This window comes from Pseudomonas sp. SDO55104_S430 (genome assembly GCF_054070595.1).
This window is the reverse complement of sequence record NZ_JBSVXG010000079.1, coordinates 1-18,497: the sequence shown is the minus strand read 5'-3', so window position 1 is coordinate 18,497 and position 18,497 is coordinate 1. Positions and strand designations below refer to the sequence as shown.

The window sequence follows — 18,497 nt, the reverse complement described above, 5'->3', positions numbered from 1 at the left end:
TCAATGGGCGCTGTTGATCCTCCACAAGGACGAGTTCTCCCATGGAAATCTCAGGAAGCACCGCTTTTTATGCCGGTCTGAGCACCATTCAGACAGGGCAGAACCGCGTTGATCAAGCCGCCGGCCAGATCGCCAACAACACTATCGAACGTTCGATCACCAGCCAGTCCTCCGAGGTTCAGGCCGAGCGCCTGCGTTCGACCGATCGCAGCCAGCAATCGGACGTGACCGGCAACATGGTGGAAATGGCCCAGGGCAAGTTTCAGGTGGAATTGGGGGCGAAAGTCGCCAAGGCTTCCGATGAAGTGCTCGGTACGCTGATCGATACCTTCGCCTGACTCATTCGCTGAACCTGCACCGCTGACGCCGCGAATCTTCGCGGCGTTTTTCATCGTAAGTCCTTATTTGCAAACTACTCTTTGTTTAATGACGTGCTGCTCGGGCAACGACGTTGCGTGCCCGTGCGCCTTGTTTGGCGCGCAGGCGATGACGAGCGGCAAAAGATCGACGCTTGACAAGGGTTAGGCGTAAACGTATGTTTCAAACAACTGTTTGACCGTCATAACAATCCAACACGGTCGCTCATTCCCGGTTACATCAGCAGAGGTTTATCGCTATGCCTGACTACAAGGCCCCCTTGCGTGATATTCGCTTCGTTCGTGACGAACTGCTTGGCTATGAAGCGCATTATCAGAGCCTTCCAGCTTGCGCGGAGGCAACTCCGGACATGGTTGACGCCATTCTCGAAGAAGGCGCCAAGTTCTGTGAGCAGGTACTGGCTCCGCTGAACCGCGTGGGCGACCTTGAAGGCTGCACCTGGAGCGAGTCCGGCGTTAAGACCCCGACTGGTTTCAAAGAGGCCTACAAGCAATTCGTCGAAGGCGGCTGGCCAAGCCTGGCCCACGACGTCGAGCATGGCGGTCAAGGTTTGCCTGAGTCGCTGGGCCTTGCTGTGAGCGAAATGGTCGGCGAAGCCAACTGGTCCTGGGGCATGTACCCGGGCCTGTCCCACGGTGCGATGAACACCATCTCCGAGCACGGCACCCCTGAGCAGCAAGAGGCTTACCTGACCAAGCTGGTCTCGGGTGAGTGGACCGGCACCATGTGCCTGACCGAACCGCACTGCGGCACCGACCTGGGCATGCTGCGCACCAAGGCCGAACCTCAGGCCGACGGTTCCTACAAGGTTTCCGGCACCAAGATCTTCATCTCGGCCGGTGAACACGACATGGCCGACAACATCGTCCACATCGTGCTGGCCCGCCTGCCGGATGCACCGGCAGGCACCAAAGGCATCTCGCTGTTCATCGTGCCCAAGTTCATGCCGAACGCAGACGGCACTGTCGGTGCACGCAACGCCGTGTCCTGTGGTTCCCTGGAACACAAGATGGGCATCCACGGCAACGCCACCTGCGTGATGAACTTCGACGAGGCCACCGGTTTCCTGATCGGCCCGGCGAACAAAGGCCTGAACTGCATGTTCACCTTCATGAACACCGCACGCCTGGGTACCGCACTGCAGGGTCTGGCCCACGCCGAAATCGGCTTCCAGGGCGGCCTGAAATACGCTCGCGATCGCCTGCAAATGCGCTCGCTGACTGGCCCGAAAGCGCCGGACAAAGCCGCTGACCCGATCATCGTGCACCCTGACGTTCGCCGCATGCTGTTGACCATGAAGGCGTTCGCCGAAGGCAACCGCGCGATGGTGTACTTCACCGCCAAGCAAGTCGACATCGTCAAATACGGTGTGGACGAAGAAGAGAAGAAGAAAGCCGACGCACTGCTGGCCTTCATGACTCCGATCGCCAAGGCCTTCATGACCGAAGTCGGTTTCGAATCGGCCAACCACGGCGTGCAGATCTACGGCGGCCACGGCTTCATCGCCGAGTGGGGCATGGAGCAGAACGTTCGCGACAGCCGCATTTCGATGCTGTACGAAGGCACCACCGGCATCCAGGCGTTGGACCTGCTGGGCCGTAAAGTGCTGATGACTCAGGGCGAGGCTCTGAAAGGCTTCACCAAGATCGTGCACAAGTTCTGCCAGACCAACGAAGGCAACGAAGCCGTCAAGGAATTCGTCGCACCGCTGGCTGCACTGAACAAGGAATGGGGCGAGCTGACCATGAAGGTCGGTATGGCTGCCATGAAGGATCGCGAAGAAGTCGGCGCGGCGTCCGTGGATTACCTGATGTACTCCGGTTACGCCTGCCTGGCTTACTTCTGGGCCGACATGGCGCGTCTGGCTGCCGAGAAACTGGCTGCCGGCACCAGCGACGAGGCGTTCTACACCGCCAAGCTGCAGACCGCGCGCTTCTACTTCCAGCGCATCCTGCCGCGTACCCGCACTCACGTTGCAACCATGCTGTCGGGCGCCAACAACCTGATGGACATGAAAGAAGAAGACTTCGCACTGGGCTACTAAGCCTTAACGCAGTTCTTCAACAAAAACGCCGCTCTCTCAAGAGCGGCGTTTTTTTTTTGCTTTCCTGTCGGGACGGGCTTGGTCGCGATGGAAGTCAGCGATAGCGCGGGTGTCCTGATAAAAAGCGTTGCCTGTTAGTTCATCGCGAGCAAGCTCGCTCCTACAGGTTTTTCGTTGTTTATATAAATGACGCGCAGCGTTAGTTATTGAAGTGGGAATAAGCACTCCAGTTAATGATCCTTTGGTGGAAGTTATTGCTTTAACTAGTCAAGAGGTTTTCTTGAGATTTGCAATTGTTTTGCCAACTCCGCTTCGAATGTCGCATGCGGCCTTCGGCCCCTTGCCTATAGGCTTTTGTGGGGATTTTTACCCAGTTATGGGGGTGTTCAATCCCCGAAGTTGCGGTAATTAACGAGAGGCGGAATCATCAAATAAAATTTGTAAAAATATGCTGCTGAAATCTTTTGTAACGACTACAGTGCAATCAAGCGTCGCCGCAGAGCTACGAGCCAATACTTATAGCCAACGATTAGCGAGCACTTCGCCAGTGTCGCCGTGCCTTGCACCCGATAACTTCGTTTGGAGTTGTCGCGAGCGCGTGCAGAAAGATGTCTGGTCATGAATCCATCTCGCGATAGTTAACCGGAGCCTGGCAACTCCGCCTTGAACCGGGAGAAAGATCATGGCCAATCATTCGCGAATCCTGCGTACCATCCCTCTGGCTTGCGCGCTCATGAGCGGGCTTACGCTGAACTTCGCGTTCGCGGCTGACCCGCCGGGAACGGTTGAACCTCCCGTGCCGGAAGTCACCAGCCTGCAATCGTTGCGCGGGATGGCACCGCCTGACCCCTCAGGCACTGAAGGCGGGCGCAAGGTCGACCTGATGACCGACTATGTGCTCAATCGCTCGGCGGCGATCCTGCTGGGCAAGGCGCTGTTCTGGGACATGGAAGTGGGCAGTGACAGCTCCACCGCCTGCGCGTCCTGCCACTATCACGCCGGGGTCGATCATCGCACTACCAACCAGATCAACCCAGGCCAGGCCACCACTCACGCCAACGTCGCGTCGATTTTCAACAAGCCTTTCACCGCCTCCGACATTCCCGGTGACGTACCGTCCTACGCCACCAAATCCGGGGGTAAAGGCGGACCAAACTATCTGCTGAAAAAAGCCGACTTCCCGACCCATGTGCTGTCGAATCCGCAGGATCGCAACTCGCCCATCGTCTATTCCAGCGATGACGTGATCGGCTCCCAAGGGGTGTTCGACGCCAACTTCGTCAAGCCCAACCAGCCGCGTTTCGACAAGTGCACCCAGCAGCCGGACGGGATCTTTCAGGTTGGCGGCATCAATGTGCGGCGCAGCACCGGGCGCAACGCGCCGTCGGTGATCAACGCGGCGTTCAATGTGCGCAACTTCTGGGATGGCCGGGCCAACTACGTGTTCAACGGCTTCTCGCCCTTCGGCAACCGTGACCCGGATGCCGGGATCTATGTGACCAAGGACAGCAGCGGCGTGGCCCAGAAGGTACGCCTGGCGCTCAACGATGCCTCCGCCGCTTCCCAGGCGGTCGGGCCTCCCGGCAGTGCGGTGGAAATGTCCTGCGGCGGGCGCACCTTTGCCGACATCGGCCGGCGCATGCTCGACACGCTGATGCTCAAGCAGCAGCGGATCTCGTCCACCGACTCGGTGCTCGGCCCGGTGTCCGGTGCTCGTCGACCAACCTATCGCGAGCTGATCAAGAACGCGTTCCAGCCACGGCTGTGGAACGCCACTCAGCAGGTGCTTGTGGGCGGCGCGCCGTACACCCAGATGGAGGCCAACTTCCCGCTGTTCTTCGGCCTGGCGATCCAGATGTATGAAGCCACGCTGGTGTCCGACCAGGCGCCGCTGGATGCCTATCTGAACGGCGATCAGACAGCCATGAACGTGCAGCAGGTGCAGGGCATGAATCTGTTCCTGGGCAAGGGCAAGTGCGTCAATTGCCACGGCGGCGCGGAGCTGACCAATGCCGCCAGCCGCTTGCAGTTCCACCCTCGCGAACGCATCGAGCGGATGGTCATGGCGGACGGCCTGACCACCCTCTATGACAACGGCTTCTACAACACCGGCGTACGTCCGACCTCCGAAGATCTGGCAGTCGGCGGGACGGATGCCTGGGGCAACCCGCTGTCCTTCACCCGTGAGTACAACACCCAACTGCAGGGCGGGAATATTCCGGACTCGCTGGACATCGATGTCTGCACCTTCGAGGCGCCGTTGAGCGCGGTGATCCCCTGCGATGCGACGCTCAAACCCAACGTCAACTTCCGTGACTCGGTCGATGGCGCGTTCAAGACCCCGACACTGCGCAACATCGCGCTGACCGGTCCCTACTTCCACAACGGCAGCCGCGCCACGCTGCAACAGGTCATGGAGTTCTACAACCGCGGCGGCGACCGGCGTGGCGAAGATGCCAGCAACACCAGCGGCTTCGAGCACCCGGCGGTCAATCAGCACAACGGCTCCAACCTGGATCCGGACATGTCGCCACTGAACCTGACTCAGGATGAGATCGATGCCCTGGTGAAATTCATGGAGGTCGGCCTGACCGATCCGCGGGTGGCGTGGGAGCGGGCACCGTTCGATCATCCGTCGCTGGTGCTGGCACAGGGTGCGAAGGGCGATGAAAACGCTGTCGTTCAAAAACCGGTCAGCCCGAAGATCACCACTCGCCAGGCCCAGGACGCCGAATTCCAGCTCAAACCCATCGGTGCCGAAGGTCGGCCAGCGCTGGAGGGGCCATTGCAACCGTTCAATAACGACCTGCCGCAATAAAGTTTCCCTTTACGTCACTGGCGGTCGATGGTCGCCAGTGACGCTTTTTTTCACAAATGCCTCACTAATTCACTCAGCAATTGAAGACTTCTGCCGTTACAGTAGTTGGCACATTGCCATCTATTGATCTGATGGGTAGGAGTCTTACCCTTGCCGCGTCCTTCTGCTGTACGTTTCAGTCATTTCCTGCCGTCTTTGCTGCTGTTGCTGGCGGGGCTTGCCGCCGCCTACGTCAAGGATCTCAACGTCTTCTTCACCTCGCTGTTCAACGTCCTGCCGACCTTGGTGCTGCTGCTCGGCGGTGCTTATTGCGCGGTTTACCGCCGTCAGCGCGAACTGTTTCTGATGGTCACGGTGTACACCGCTTATTTCCTGCTCGACACCCAGACCGACTTCTACCGCGACAACGGCAAGGTGCGCGAAGACGCCGCCGTGGTTTTCCATTTGTGTTGCCTGTTGTTGCCGCTGCTGTTCGGAATTTTCGCTGCCTGGCAGGAAAGAACGCACCTGTTCCAGGACATGGTCGCGCGTTTCGCGGTGTTGCTGGCGGTGGGCAGCGTGGCGCTGGGGCTGGAGCAGAGTTACCCGCAGGCGCTGCTGATGTGGCTGTCGGAGATCCGCTGGCCGGCCTTGCATGGCGCCTGGATGAGCCTGATTCAACTGTCTTATCCGGTGTTCATCGCGGCCTTCCTGCTGCTGGCCTGGCAGTACTGGCGCAACCCCCGGCCACTCCACGCCGCGCAGCTTGTCGGGTTGCTCGGGCTGTTCTGGATGCTGCCGAAAACCTTCATCCTGCCGTTCACCCTGAACATCATGTGCAGCCAGGTGATGCTGATGATCGCCGCCGCCGTTGCCCATGAGGCCTATCAGATGGCGTTCCGCGACGAGCTTACGGGCATCCCCGGTCGTCGTGCCTTGAACGAGCGCATGCAGCGTCTGGGTCGCACTTATGTGCTGGCCATGAGCGACGTCGACCACTTCAAGAAATTCAACGATACCCATGGCCACGATGTCGGCGACCAGGTGTTGCGACTGGTGGCCAGCAAGCTGTCGAAAATCGGTGGCGGCGGCAAGGCGTATCGCTATGGCGGCGAAGAGTTTGCCCTGGTGTTTGCCGGCAAGACGCTGGAAGAATGCATGCCGCATCTGGAAGTGATCCGCGAGTCCATCGCCACTTACCTGATTCACCTGCGCAATCAGGAGAGTCGTCCGCAGGATGACAACCAGGGGCGTCAACGCCGTACCGGCTCCGCTGCTTCGAGTGTGTCGGTGACGGTCAGCATCGGCGTCGCCGAGCGGATCGAGCAGCGCACGCCGGAAGAAGTGCTCAAGTCCGCCGACCAGGCACTCTACAGCGCGAAGGGCGCGGGGCGTAACTGCGTGATGGCGTTCGGGCAGACGCGGCGCGGCGCCGTGCGAATGGATGCCGCTACGGCTGAGTGATGATGGCGCATTCAGCGTCTGGACTGTGATTGTGGGGCGTGGTTGCCAGCAGTAGGTTGGAAAAATCTGCCGACGGAGAAACGACCATGCCCGAGTACAAAGCTCCCCTGCGCGACATGCGCTTTCTGATCGACCACGTCTTCGACTTTCACAGCAGCTACGCCACGCTGGGGGCCAATGACGCCAGCCCGGACATGATCGGCGCGATCCTCGAGGAAGGCGCGAAGTTCTGCGAAAACGTGCTGTCGCCCCTCAACCGCAGTGGCGATGAAGAGGGCTGCCATTTCGATAACGGCGTGGTGACCACACCGGCCGGTTTCAAACAGGCTTTCGCACAGTATGTCGAGGGCGGCTGGCACGGGCTGGCGGCCGATCCGGCTTACGGCGGTCAGGGTTTGCCGAGTTCACTGGGGCTGGTGATCAGCGAAATGGTCGCTTCCAGCAACACCTCATGGGGCATGTACCCCGGCCTGACCCACGGCGCCATGTCGGCCATCCACGCCCACGGTACCGAAGAACAGAAACTGACTTACCTGAGCAAACTCACCGCCGGTCAGTGGACCGGCACCATGTGCCTGACAGAGGCCCATTGCGGCACCGATCTGGGCATCATCAAGACCCGCGCCGTGCCTCAGGCTGACGGCAGCTACGCGATCACCGGCAGCAAGATTTTCATCTCCGCCGGCGAGCACGACATGAGCGACAACATCATTCACTTGGTGCTGGCCAAACTGCCGGATGCACCGGCGGGCACCAAGGGCATTTCGCTGTTCATCGTGCCCAAGTTCCTGCCCGACGCCGCGGGAGACGCCGGGGAGCGCAATGGCGTGTCCTGCGGTTCCATCGAACACAAGATGGGCATCAAGGCGTCGGCCACCTGCGTGCTGAACTTCGACGGGGCCAGGGGCTTTTTGATCGGTGAAGCGAACAAGGGCCTGAACTGCATGTTCACCATGATGAACCATGCGCGGCTGGGCACCGGCATGCAGGGCTTGTGTCTGGGCGAGGCGAGTTTTCAGGGGGCGATCAAGTACGCCAACGAGCGCTTGCAGATGCGCGCGCTGACCGGCCCGAAAGCCCCGGAAAAAGCCGCCGACCCGATCATCGTCCATCCCGACGTGCGGCGGATGCTGCTGACCATGAAAGCCTTCAACGAAGGCAACCGCGCTCTGACCTATTTCACCGCGCAGTTGCTGGACGTTGCGCATCTGAGTGCGGACGAAACGGCCCGTCAGGAAGCCGAAGACCTGTTGGCGTTCCTCACGCCGATCTGCAAGGCGTTCATGACCGAAACAGGCCTGGAGGTGACCAACCACGGCATGCAGGTGTTCGGCGGCCACGGCTTCATTCGTGAATGGGGCATGGAGCAGTTGGTGCGCGATTGCCGTATCGCGCCGATCTATGAGGGCACCAACGGCATTCAGGCGCTGGACCTGCTCGGGCGCAAGGTCCTGGGCAGCCAGGGCAAATTGCTGCGCGGTTTCACCAAGATCGTGCACAAGTTCTGCCTGGCCAATGCCGGTCACCCGCAACTGGCGCCGTATGTGGCGCAGCTCAACGAGCTGAATCGGCAGTGGGGCGAGGTGACCACCGGGATCGGCATGGCCGCGATGAAAAATCCCGACGAAGTCGGTGCAGCGTCGGTGGATTACCTGATGTTCAGCGGCTACATCATCCTTGGCTACCTGTGGTTGAGGATGGCGCTGGTGGCGCAGGCGCAGTTGGACGACGGCAGCGGCGATGCGGATTTCTGCCGCAGCAAACTGGCGACCAACGAGTTCTATTTCAAGCGACTGTTGCCGCGTACCGCAGCGCATCGGGCGGCCATCGAGGCGGGCAGTGATTGCCTGATGCACTTGCCGGCGGAGTTGTTTGCCCTTTAAGCAGTTGATGTTTGTAAAGATCGCAGCCTGCGGCAGTTCCCAAAGGGATTCGCTGTCGTGGGCTGCGATTTTTTCTGATGACCAAAAATAACAAAACAGTCATGTGTCGACCCTATGTGTCGCAAAAGTTGTTGGGGTACACTCGGCCCCATCGTTAATACCCTTCCTGTGAATACCTGTATTAGATCTTGCGAGGTTTGCCATGGCTGACTACAAAGCGCCCCTGCGCGATATGCGCTTCGTCCTCAATGAAGTATTCGAGGTCGCCAAACTCTGGGCCGAGTTGCCGGTGTTGGCCGATACCGTCGACGCCGAAACCGTCGAAGCCATCCTCGAAGAGGCCGGCAAGGTCACCAGCAAAAGCATCGCGCCCCTGAGCCGCGCGGCTGACGAAGAGGGTTGCCACTGGGCCGAAGGTGCCGTCACCACGCCGGCCGGTTTTCCACAGGCCTATCAGACTTATGCCGAAGGCGGCTGGGTCGGTGTCGGCGGCGATCCGGCCTACGGCGGCATGGGCATGCCCAAGGCGGTGTCGGCCCAGGTCGAAGAGATGGTCAACTCCGCGAGCCTGTCGTTCGGCCTGTACCCGATGCTCACCGCCGGTGCCTGCCTGTCGATCAACGCCCACGCCAGCGAAGAGTTGAAATCGGCTTACCTGCCGAACATGTACGCCGGTATCTGGGCCGGTTCCATGTGCCTGACCGAGCCGCACGCCGGCACTGACTTGGGAATCATCCGCACCAAGGCCGAGCCTCAGGCCGATGGTTCCTACAAGGTCAGCGGCACAAAGATTTTCATCACCGGCGGTGAGCACGACCTGACCGAAAACATCATCCACCTGGTACTGGCCAAACTGCCGGATGCACCGGCGGGTCCGAAAGGCATTTCGCTGTTCCTGGTGCCGAAGTTCCTGGTCAATGCCGATGGCAGCCTGGGCGCGCGCAACCCGGCCAACTGCGGGTCGATCGAGCACAAGATGGGCATCCAGGCGTCCGCGACCTGTGTGATGAACTTCGACGAAGCTGTGGGCTACCTGGTCGGCGAGCCGAACAAGGGCCTGGCGGCGATGTTCACCATGATGAACTACGAGCGTCTGGGCGTCGGTATCCAGGGCCTGGCGAGCGGCGAACGTTCCTATCAGAACGCCATCGAGTACGCCCGCGACCGCCTGCAGAGCCGTTCCCCGACCGGCGCGCAGAACAAGGACAAGGTGGCCGACCCGATCATCGTCCACCCGGACGTGCGTCGCATGCTGCTGACCATGAAAGCTTCCAACGAAGGCGGCCGTGCGTTCTCCACCTACGTGGCCATGCAACTGGACACCGCCAAGTTCAGCGAAGACGCCGCAACGCGCAAGCGTGCAGAAGACCTGGTCGCCCTGTTGACCCCGGTGGCCAAGGCGTTCCTGACCGATCTCGGTTTGGAAACCACGGTTCACGGTCAGCAAGTGTTCGGCGGTCACGGCTACATCCGTGAGTGGGGCCAGGAACAACTGGTGCGCGACGTGCGTATCACCCAGATCTACGAAGGCACCAACGGCATTCAGGCGCTGGATCTGGTGGGTCGCAAGGTGGTGGGCAGCGGCGGGGCGTTCTACAAGCTGTTCGCCGACGAGATCCGTCACTTCACCGCAACTGCCAGCGCTGATCTGGCGGAGTTCACCAAGCCGCTGAATGACGCGGTGAGCGTGATGGATGAATTGACGGCCTGGTTGCTGGACCGTGCGAAAGCCAACCCGAACGAGATCGGCGCGGCGTCGGTGGAGTACCTGCAAGCGTTCGGCTACACCGCGTATGCCTACATGTGGGCGTTGATGGCCAAGGCGGCGTTGGGCAAAGAGGCGCAGGAGGATTTCTACGCGAGCAAACTGGGCACGGCGCGGTTCTATTTCGCCCGCCTGCTGCCGCGGATTCATTCCCTGAGTGCGTCGGTGAAGGCCGGTAGCGAGTCGCTGTTCCTGTTGGATGCAGCGCAATTCTGAGGATGTAACGTCATGTAAGCATTCTCTTACATGACGTAATGCTTTTCTCCCATAGTAGCCAATTGGATCCACGGCTAATCTACTTCACATGGACGTAGCGCAGGAAGCGCAAAGCAACAACACGGACACGTAGGATTCTGCCAGGGCGGCGGAGTGAAATGGATGTCAGGGAAACAGTCTGCAAAACCCCGCTTCGGCGGGGTTTTCTTATGCCTGCGAAAAAGTCTTCAGCGTTCAGGCGCGCGATTCAAGGCGGTCGTCCGGCCGATTCATCACCTCCTCAAGCAAGTTACGCAGCAAGGCCATCGATGCCTGTTGCCGTTGCACATCCCGACACACCAGCCCGACTTTCAATGGCACCCGTGGCTCGGTCAGTGGTTTCCACAGCAGTTCCTTGTTGCCGTGTGCCTTTTGTGAGCGGCCGGGCAGTACGGTGGCCAATTGCGTGTGCGGCAGGCTGCCGAGAATCCCGGCCATGTTGTTCAGCTCGGCTTGCACCTGGGGTCGACGGCCCAGGTTCGTCAGTTGCGCCTGCCAGATCTGCCGCACCTGAAACTCTTCGCCCAACAGCAGCATCGGCAGCTCGGCAGCCTGGCTCATGGAGACTTTCTTGAACTCCCGCAACGGATGATCCGCCGGGATGACAAGGGTCAGTTCATCCTCGTACAGCATCACGCCATGCAGCCCCGGTTGCCGCGGCGGCAGGTAGCTGATGCCGATATCCAGCGAGCCATTGAGCAGCCGGCGTTCGATGTCCAGTCCCGACAACTCGTAGATCTGCACCACCAGATGCGGCTGCTCCTGACGCAGGCGTTCGAGCATTTGCGGCACCAGGCTGGTGTGCACGGTCTGCAAAACGCCGATGGCCAGGGTGCGCAGCGCCTGGCCCTTGAAGTTGCCCAGTGCTTCGCGCGCTCGTTGCAGACCGTCGAGCAAGGGCAGGGCGTGGTTATAGAGGGTATGGGCAGCGAGGGTCGGCAACAGGCGTTTGCTGCTGCGTTCGAAGAGGCTGACGTCCAGGGTCTGTTCCAGATGACGGATCTGCTGGGACAACGCCGGCTGGGAGATGGACAGGCGTTCGGCGGCGCGACCGACGTGGCCTTCTTCATACACCGCGACGAAATAGCGGAGTTGCTTGAAATCCATAAGAGATACTTATCGAAAATGCTCGTAAATCGAAATGGCTCAGCGCCTTGTCTGAGCCTAGTCTAACCGTAATCACATGGCTTACAGGGCCACAGAGCGCGATGAATACCGTTTGTTTCGATGGTGTTTACATAGGCAAGACAAAAATCGGCAACGAGGGCTGAGCCAATGAACCTGTTCAGCCTGCGTCGTCATTCGCCGAGTCTGGATGATCTGGTGGCGGATGCTTCTTTTCCCTCCGGGCATGACAACCTTTCCAGCGAATGCCTGATGCCCAGTGTCGAGCGGCCGGAACAGGTGTTCGTCCGTGGCCAGGGTTCCTGGTTGTGGGACAGCGAAGACCGCGCTTATCTGGATTTCTCTCAAGGGGGCGGGGCCAACAGCCTCGGCCACAGCCCCAAGGCCATGGTCGATGCAATCACCGCGCAGGCCCAGTCGCTGATCAATCCGGGTTTCGGCCTGCATAACCGCGGCATGCTCAACCTCGCCGAGCGCCTGTGCAGCAGCACCGGCAGTGATCAGGCGCATCTGCTCAACACCGGCAGCGAGGCCTGTGAGGCAGCGATCAAGCTGGCGCGTAAATGGGGTCAACAGCATCGCGGTGGCGCATCGCGGATTATCGTTGCCAGCAATGCCTGTCACGGGCGCAGCATCGCGACGATTTCAGCGTCGGACAGTTCGGCGCAGATCAACCGTTTCGAGCCGCAGCTTCCGGGGTTCAGCCACGTGCCGTTCAACGATCTGCCGGCGCTGCATGCGGCGGTGGATGAGCGGACGGTGGCGATCCTGCTCGAGCCGATCCAGAGCGAAGCCGGGGTGATCCCGGCCACGGCGCACTACCTAAAGGGTGTCGAACGCCTGTGCCGCGAACTGGGCATCCTGCTGATCCTCGACGAAGTGCAAACCGGCATCGGTCACTGCGGCACCCTGCTCGCGGAACAGTCCTACGGCATCCGCGCCGATATCCTCGTGCTCGGCAAAGGGCTGGGTGGTGGTGTGCCGGTGGCGGCATTGCTGGCGCGGGGCAAGGCCTGCTGTTTCGACGTGGGCGAAATGAGCGGCACTCATCATGGCAACGCATTGATGACCGCTGCCGGCCTGGCCGTGCTCGACAGCGTGCAGGACAAGGCGTTTCTGCAACATGTCGCCGAGACCGGCCAGCACCTGCGCGAAGGTCTGCAGCGCCTGTCCCATCGCTACGGCCACGGAGAGTTGCGCGGCCAAGGCCTGCTCTGGGGCCTGACCCTGTCCGACGATTGCGCCGACGCCGTGGTCAAGGCCGCACTCTACGAAGGCCTGCTGCTCAACGCCCCGCAACCCGACTGCCTGCGCTTCACCCCGGCACTGACCGTCAGCAAGGCCAACATAGACGAAATGCTCCTGCGCCTGGCCCGCGCCTTTTCCCGAGTGCGCACCGCGCAAGTGCAGTGCCGAAAAGGCATCGCCGTCTGAGCTGACAGCCTGCCCCCAACACCCGAACCGTCTCGCGGTATAACGCACGCCCCATGCCTGATTCTTTTGGCGTGGGGCGTTTTTTTGTGGCCGGGTTTTGCAAAAGGCAATTTCGGCTTGAGTGGTTGGGGGAAAAATGGCTTTTTAGCGGAGCGTCGGCAAGGAGCGTCGGTGCCATCGCAACAATTTTGTTGTTGTGATGCCTTTGAGTTCTATACCACTGGGTGGTATGTTTTTGGAAGGGATGCCAATGTTACCGAGGCTGTTCAAGACAAAACGTTTTGCAATGCAGGCGGCGAAGGCGTGGATCGGTGATGACGAGCTTCGAGAAGCGTTCGCCGAGATGCTCAAGGGGCAGGCGGTGGATCTCGGTGGAGGGGTCTGGAAGAAGCGTTTGAATGCCAATCGGCATCGGTCGATTGTTTTGGCCAAAGGTGGAGGTTGCTGGGTTTACCAATACCTTTATGCCAAGAAAGACCTGAGCAATATCACCCATGCCGACTTGCTGGGGTTCCGAAAAATGGTGAAGTTCTATCAGGAACTGACAGAGTGGCAAGTTCAGTACTTGCTGGATACGAAGGATTTAATGGAGATATTCCATGAGTAAAAAATTCAAAAGTGAAGCATTAGAGTCGGTCCACGAATCCGCCAGTGCGTTATATGCCATCGGAGCCATCAGCAAGGCGACCATGCGCGAATTCGATGAGTCATGTCTGGCTACGGTTCCGGATGAAATCTCACCAGAACAGATCAAGGCTCTGCGCGAGCGCAACAATGTCAGTCAGCCTGTATTCGCCCGCTACCTGAACACCAGCCCCTCCACCGTCAAACAATGGGAAGCAGGGGATAAACACCCCAGTGGCATGGCGTTGAAGTTGTTGAGCATCGTTCAGAAACATGGCCTGGAAATTCTGGCCTGATTCACTTGGCTGAACCCTCACCCACCGCGCAGGTCGATTGCATGTATGGCTTGCACAAGCCGACTTCAATCAGGAGCTGAACCCATGGATTTCATTCGCATCATCATCGCCATTCTCTTGCCGCCGCTGGGTGTGTTTCTGCAAGTGGGATTTGGCGGGGCGTTCTGGCTGAATATTCTTTTGACGCTGTGCGGTTACATTCCGGGGATCGTGCATGCGGTTTACATCATCGCCAAGCGTTGAGGTTGGCGGGGCCTGATAGATCGCTATCGCGAGCAGGCTCGCTCCCACATTGAATCTTCAGTGACCACAACAAGTGAGCACATCCGAGATCAATTGTGGGAGCGAGCCTGCTCGCGATTGGCGCACCACAATTTCCGGCATCAATCTCCCTGCTCCATCACCCGCCGATAAAACAACCACTCCTGCTCCAGCGCATGGGCCTGATTGCCGGCCTGGCGGAAGCCATGGCGCTCTTCGGCGTAGTAATGTGCCTCGACCAGAATCCCGTTGTTCAGCAACGCGTCGACCATGTCCCGGGTCTGCTGTGGCACGACAACGGCGTCCAGTTCCCCTTGAAAGAAGATCATCGGCACACGAATGTTGCTCGCGTGCAGTAGCGGTGTTCGTGAGGCGTAGCGCTCTGCGTCTTTTACGGGGTCGCCGATCAGCCAGTCCAGGTAATCGCTCTCGAATTTGTGGGTGGCCCGGCCCAGCGCCACAGGGTCGCTGACGCCATAGAGGCTGGCGCCGGCGCGGAAAACATTGTGGAAGGCCAGCGCGCACAGCGTGGTGTATCCCCCGGCGCTGCCGCCGCGGATGAAGGCTTTTTCGCCGTCGATCAGGCCGCGTTCGGCCAGGTGCCTGACCACCGCGCAAGCATCTTCGACATCGACGTCTCCCCAACTCAAATGCAAGGCCTGTCGATAGTCGCGGCCATAGCCGCTGCTGCCACGGTAGTTGAGATCGGCCACGGCGAATCCCCGCTGTGTCCAGTACTGGATGCGCGGATCGAACATCGGATAGCACGCCGAGGTCGGGCCGCCGTGGATGAACACCACCAAAGGCGGTTGTGCATCGCCGGTCATCGCCGGGTAGAAGAAACCGTGGGCCTCGCCCGAGCCGCTGGGGTAGCGCAGGGTTTGCGGGCGGCTGATCTGTTCGGCGGGCAGTGGCGCGATACCACCGGCCAGCACCTTGATCTGCCGGCTCTGGCGATCAATGGCAATTACTGCCGAAGAGCTGATGGGCGATGCCGCAATGCAGTAAATGAAACGCTCATCCAGGGCGAGGCTGCGAAAGCGGCTGTAGTCGCCGGCGAATTCTTCATACGTGGCACCACACAATCCCAGTCGCCCAAAACCGCCTTCGGTCCAACTCGCCAAATAGCGGCCTTCACTCAGCGGCAACCAGGTGCAGCCACCGAGTTGCCAGGGCGCGGGGCCATGGTCGGCTGCCTTGCTCGGTAAAGGGCTCAGACCGTTTTCCGACTCCATCCAGGGCTGCCAGTAGCCGCCACGATCGGTCAGGCAGAACAACCGGCCGCTGGCATCAAATCGAGGTTGTTGCAGAGATTCCTGCCCGTCATCGCCGGCCATGCAGCGGGCGGGTCCGAAGTCACCGTCATCGAGACCTTCGGCAACCATCAAGCGGGTCGCGGTCCACGGCTGATCCGGGCGACTCCATTCGATCCAGGCCAAGCGTTTTGCATCAAGACTGAGGGTCGGGGCGGCGTAGAAGTCAGCTCCTTCGACCAGCAGATGACGCTTGCCGTCAGCCAGATCGATAGCCACCAGTCGATGCCGATCGCGGTTCTCCTCGACCGCCAACACCTGACCATTGGCGAACTGCAAATCACCGTAACGACACACACCGCTGGTGAGCACTTCGGGCGTGTCGCTATTCAGTGATTGCCGATACAGCTGCTGGTCGGCCTCGTTGACGAAAACCACACCGTCGCCTGTCAGACAAAACGCCCCACCGCCATATTCGTACACCCGACTGCGCACGCTGAAGCCCAGCGGTGTCAGACATTTCGCTACGCTGTCGCGCCAATGCCAGATACGACAGGCCGCGTCCTCCGGTCGATATTCGTTCCAGAACAGGCCCAGGGGGCCTGCCTGCAATTCGGCGAAATCGATGCCGGCGGCCACGGCCCTGGCGGCAGTCAAGGGTTCAGCTTTTGGCGATGAGGCGTGAATTTCGTTCATTGCGAAAGGCCAGTTGTTCGATGGACTGAGTGGCGTGCTCGGCCTCTTCGCGGGCGTTGAGGATCACGTCGTGATGATGCGATTTGCTGCACACCGGGTCCGCATTGCTCGCGTCACCGGTGAGCATGAAGGCCTGGCAGCGACAGCCGCCGAAGTCTTTTTCCTTCTCGTCGCAGGAACGGCAGGGCTCGGGCATCCAGTTGTAACCACGGAAGCGGTTGAAGCCGAACGAGTCGTACCAGATGTGTTGCATGCTGTGGTCGCGCACGTTGGGAAACTGCACCGGCAGCTGTCGGGCGCCGTGACAGGGCAGTGCGGTTCCGTCCGGTGTCACTGTCAGAAAAATACTGCCCCAGCCATTCATGCAGGCCTTCGGACGTTCTTCATAGTAGTCCGGCGTGACGAAGATCAGCTTGCACGGATGGCCCTGGGCTTCGAGTTTGGCGCGGTATTCGTTGGTGATGCGTTCGGCGCGCACCAGTTGCTCCCGGGTCGGCAGCAGCCCCACGCGGTTGAGCTGGGCCCAGCCGTAGAACTGGCAGGTGGCGAGTTCGACGAAGTCCGCTTCGAGGGCGATGCACAGTTCGATGATGCGGTCGATTTTGTCGATGTTGTGCCGATGGGTGACGAAGTTCAGCACCATCGGATAGCCGTGGGCTTTGACCGCGCGGGCCATTTCCAGCTTCTGCGCAAAGGCCTTTTTCGAACCGGCCAGCAGGTTGTTCACTTGCTCGTCGCTGGCCTGGAAACTGATCTGGATATGGTCCAGGCCAGCCTTCTTGAAATCGCTGATTTTCTGCTCGGTCAGACCGATGCCGGAGGTGATCAGGTTGGTGTAGAACCCCAGCTTGCGCGCCTCGGCAATCAGCTCGGCGAGGTCCTGGCGCACCAGCGGCTCGCCACCGGAAAAGCCGAGTTGCGCGGCGCCCATTTCCCGGGCTTCGCGAAACACCTTGATCCACTGTTCGGTGCTTAACTCTTTGCCTTGCCCGGCGAAATCCAGCGGGTTGGAACAGTACGGACATTGCAGTGGGCAACGGTAGGTCAGCTCGGCGAGCAGCCACAGCGGCAGGCCGATTTCCGGTTTGGGCGGTAACTTGTCCGACGCGCAATCAGGCAAGTTCGATCCAGTGCTGAGCACGGGCGACCTCCATGAATTGCTCGATGTCGTCACCCAGTTCCGGCACGCCGGGGAACTGCTTGTCGAGTTCACCAATGATCGCGGCGACATCGCGTTCGCCGTCGATCAGGCCGCCGATCAGCGCGGCGCTTTCATTGAGTTTGATCATGCCTTCCGGATACAGCAGCACGTGGCCTTTCTGGGCCGGTTCGTACTGGAAGCGGTAGCCAGGACGCCAGCTCGGGGTCATGCTGCGATCGAAACTCATAGGCTGATTCCTTTGTGCCAGACCCGTTGCCCGGTCACGCTGTGATAGGGCGGGCGGTTCAGTTCGTAGGCCATGCTCATGGCGTCGAGCATGCTCCAGAGAATGTCGAGTTTGAACTGGAGAATCTCCAGCATGCGCTCCTGACCTTCGCGTGTCTTGTAGTGTTCAAGGGTGATCGAAAGACCGTGCTCGACATCGCGCCGGGCCTGGCCCAGGCGGGTGCGGAAATACTCGTAGCCAGCGGGGTCGATCCACGGGTAATGCTGCGGCCAGCTGTCCAGGCGCGACTGGTGGATCTGCGGCGCGAACAGTTCGGTCAGCGAGCTGCTGGCGGCTTCCTGCCAACTGGCGCGGCGCGCGAAGTTGACGTAGGCGTCCACGGCGAAGCGCACGCCGGGCAGCACCAGTTCCTGGGAGCGCAGTTGATCGGGGTCCAGACCGACCGCCTGGCCCAGGCGCAACCAGGCTTCGATGCCGCCGTCTTCACCCGGCGCGCCATCGTGATCGAGCAGGCGCTGAATCCACTCACGACGGATTTCGCGGTCGGGGCAGTTGGCGAGGATCGCGGCGTCCTTGAGCGGGATGTTCACCTGATAGTAGAAGCGGTTTGCGACCCAGCCCTGGATCTGCTCGCGGGTGGCCCGGCCTTCGTACATCGTCACATGGTAGGGGTGGTGGATGTGGTAGTAGGCGCCCTTGGCGCGCAGGGCCTGCTCGAATTCGGCGGGGGACATTGGGGTGTCGGTCATTGCTTTTCTCCGGGGCAAACCGATGGATTCGCGGTGGCGATTCGGCCTTATCGCGAGCAGGCTCGCTCCCACAGTTGAGCGCTTA

15 protein-coding genes are annotated in these 18,497 nt (G+C 60.2%); 10 read left to right on the top strand and 5 right to left on the bottom strand.

All coding sequences use genetic code 11. From position 1 onward, the window contains the following. Positions 1 to 41: 41 nt before the first annotated feature. The 6 genes from ACW9JE_RS15775 to ACW9JE_RS15750 all read left to right on the top strand — a co-directional run bounded on the left by ACW9JE_RS15775 (position 42) and on the right by ACW9JE_RS15750 (position 10,547). Positions 42 to 338: a pyrroloquinoline quinone biosynthesis protein PqqE gene (locus tag ACW9JE_RS15775; RefSeq protein WP_224539272.1), complete on the top strand. Its 297-nt coding sequence runs from the start codon at positions 42 to 44 to the stop codon at positions 336 to 338. Between the two features lie 278 nt (positions 339 to 616). Beyond that, positions 617 to 2,422, top strand: a complete 1,806-nt coding sequence (locus ACW9JE_RS15770) for a phenylacyl-CoA dehydrogenase (protein WP_224539274.1) — start codon at positions 617 to 619, stop codon at positions 2,420 to 2,422. 733 nt (positions 2,423 to 3,155) lie between these two features. Then, positions 3,156 to 5,240, top strand: a complete 2,085-nt coding sequence (locus ACW9JE_RS15765) for a cytochrome-c peroxidase (protein ID WP_457433268.1) — start codon at positions 3,156 to 3,158, stop codon at positions 5,238 to 5,240. A 150-nt stretch (positions 5,241 to 5,390) separates the two neighbouring features. Beyond that, positions 5,391 to 6,683, top strand: coding sequence for a GGDEF domain-containing protein (locus ACW9JE_RS15760; RefSeq protein WP_457433260.1), 1,293 nt, complete (start codon positions 5,391 to 5,393; stop codon positions 6,681 to 6,683). Positions 6,684 to 6,769: 86 nt separating this feature from the next. Then, entirely contained in the window at positions 6,770 to 8,566 is a 1,797-nt protein-coding gene (locus ACW9JE_RS15755; protein WP_457433259.1) for an acyl-CoA dehydrogenase C-terminal domain-containing protein, read from the top strand. A gap of 202 nt (positions 8,567 to 8,768) precedes the next feature. Then, the gene (locus tag ACW9JE_RS15750) at positions 8,769 to 10,547 is read left to right on the top strand and encodes an acyl-CoA dehydrogenase C-terminal domain-containing protein (RefSeq protein WP_457433258.1); all 1,779 of its coding nucleotides are present in this window, start codon (positions 8,769 to 8,771) and stop codon (positions 10,545 to 10,547) included. Between the two features lie 234 nt (positions 10,548 to 10,781). Here ACW9JE_RS15750 and ACW9JE_RS15745 read toward each other — a convergent pair whose 3' ends face one another. Then, the gene (locus tag ACW9JE_RS15745; protein ID WP_224539285.1) at positions 10,782 to 11,693 is read right to left on the bottom strand and encodes a LysR family transcriptional regulator; all 912 of its coding nucleotides are present in this window, start codon (positions 11,691 to 11,693) and stop codon (positions 10,782 to 10,784) included. A gap of 168 nt (positions 11,694 to 11,861) precedes the next feature. Here ACW9JE_RS15745 and ACW9JE_RS15740 point away from each other — a divergent pair, with 168 nt between their 5' ends. From ACW9JE_RS15740 to ACW9JE_RS15725, 4 genes are all read left to right on the top strand, one after another. Continuing rightward, on the top strand, positions 11,862 to 13,145 hold the full coding sequence (locus tag ACW9JE_RS15740; RefSeq protein WP_457433257.1) for an aspartate aminotransferase family protein: 1,284 nt from the start codon (positions 11,862 to 11,864) through the stop codon (positions 13,143 to 13,145). A gap of 250 nt (positions 13,146 to 13,395) precedes the next feature. Next, complete coding sequence (locus ACW9JE_RS15735) at positions 13,396 to 13,752, top strand: type II toxin-antitoxin system RelE/ParE family toxin (protein ID WP_224539298.1); 357 nt, start codon at positions 13,396 to 13,398, stop codon at positions 13,750 to 13,752. Beyond that, the gene (locus tag ACW9JE_RS15730) at positions 13,745 to 14,065 is read left to right on the top strand and encodes a helix-turn-helix domain-containing protein (protein ID WP_224539289.1); all 321 of its coding nucleotides are present in this window, start codon (positions 13,745 to 13,747) and stop codon (positions 14,063 to 14,065) included. The genes ACW9JE_RS15735 and ACW9JE_RS15730 overlap by 8 nt, the downstream gene beginning before the upstream one ends. Positions 14,066 to 14,149: 84 nt before the next feature. Continuing rightward, on the top strand, positions 14,150 to 14,308 hold the full coding sequence (locus ACW9JE_RS15725) for a YqaE/Pmp3 family membrane protein (protein WP_003228885.1): 159 nt from the start codon (positions 14,150 to 14,152) through the stop codon (positions 14,306 to 14,308). Positions 14,309 to 14,448: 140 nt separating this feature from the next. Here the strand turns inward: ACW9JE_RS15725 and ACW9JE_RS15720 are convergent, their stop codons facing one another. Genes ACW9JE_RS15720 through pqqC form a run of 4 tightly spaced genes read right to left on the bottom strand, consistent with a single transcriptional unit; the run spans position 14,449 to position 18,412 of the window. Beyond that, positions 14,449 to 16,275 (bottom strand): prolyl oligopeptidase family serine peptidase, encoded by a 1,827-nt coding sequence (locus tag ACW9JE_RS15720; RefSeq protein WP_457433256.1) that lies wholly within the window; start codon positions 16,273 to 16,275, stop codon positions 14,449 to 14,451. Continuing rightward, positions 16,241 to 17,395 carry a pyrroloquinoline quinone biosynthesis protein PqqE gene (gene pqqE, locus ACW9JE_RS15715; protein ID WP_224539300.1) on the bottom strand — a complete coding sequence of 385 codons (1,155 nt, stop codon included), beginning with the start codon at positions 17,393 to 17,395 and terminating at the stop codon, positions 16,241 to 16,243. The genes ACW9JE_RS15720 and pqqE overlap by 35 nt, the downstream gene beginning before the upstream one ends. Then, positions 17,388 to 17,663 (bottom strand): pyrroloquinoline quinone biosynthesis peptide chaperone PqqD, encoded by a 276-nt coding sequence (gene pqqD / locus ACW9JE_RS15710; RefSeq protein ID WP_457433255.1) that lies wholly within the window; start codon positions 17,661 to 17,663, stop codon positions 17,388 to 17,390. The genes pqqE and pqqD overlap by 8 nt, the downstream gene beginning before the upstream one ends. After that, on the bottom strand, positions 17,660 to 18,412 hold the full coding sequence (gene pqqC, locus ACW9JE_RS15705; protein WP_224539296.1) for a pyrroloquinoline-quinone synthase PqqC: 753 nt from the start codon (positions 18,410 to 18,412) through the stop codon (positions 17,660 to 17,662). The genes pqqD and pqqC overlap by 4 nt, the downstream gene beginning before the upstream one ends. Positions 18,413 to 18,497: the final 85 nt, after the last annotated feature.

Coding starts and splice junctions, on each gene's coding strand:
- ACW9JE_RS15740 (WP_457433257.1), top strand. CDS start 11,862: ATGAACCTGTTCAGCCTGCGTCGTCATTCGCCGAGTCTGGATGATCTG.
- ACW9JE_RS15750 (WP_457433258.1), top strand. CDS start 8,769: ATGGCTGACTACAAAGCGCCCCTGCGCGATATGCGCTTCGTCCTCAAT.
- ACW9JE_RS15775 (WP_224539272.1), top strand. CDS start 42: ATGGAAATCTCAGGAAGCACCGCTTTTTATGCCGGTCTGAGCACCATT.
- ACW9JE_RS15735 (WP_224539298.1), top strand. CDS start 13,396: ATGTTACCGAGGCTGTTCAAGACAAAACGTTTTGCAATGCAGGCGGCG.
- ACW9JE_RS15725 (WP_003228885.1), top strand. CDS start 14,150: ATGGATTTCATTCGCATCATCATCGCCATTCTCTTGCCGCCGCTGGGT.
- pqqC (WP_224539296.1), bottom strand. CDS start 18,412: ATGACCGACACCCCAATGTCCCCCGCCGAATTCGAGCAGGCCCTGCGC.
- ACW9JE_RS15720 (WP_457433256.1), bottom strand. CDS start 16,275: ATGAACGAAATTCACGCCTCATCGCCAAAAGCTGAACCCTTGACTGCC.
- ACW9JE_RS15755 (WP_457433259.1), top strand. CDS start 6,770: ATGCCCGAGTACAAAGCTCCCCTGCGCGACATGCGCTTTCTGATCGAC.
- pqqD (WP_457433255.1), bottom strand. CDS start 17,663: ATGAGTTTCGATCGCAGCATGACCCCGAGCTGGCGTCCTGGCTACCGC.
- ACW9JE_RS15745 (WP_224539285.1), bottom strand. CDS start 11,693: ATGGATTTCAAGCAACTCCGCTATTTCGTCGCGGTGTATGAAGAAGGC.
- ACW9JE_RS15770 (WP_224539274.1), top strand. CDS start 617: ATGCCTGACTACAAGGCCCCCTTGCGTGATATTCGCTTCGTTCGTGAC.
- ACW9JE_RS15765 (WP_457433268.1), top strand. CDS start 3,156: ATGAGCGGGCTTACGCTGAACTTCGCGTTCGCGGCTGACCCGCCGGGA.
- ACW9JE_RS15730 (WP_224539289.1), top strand. CDS start 13,745: ATGAGTAAAAAATTCAAAAGTGAAGCATTAGAGTCGGTCCACGAATCC.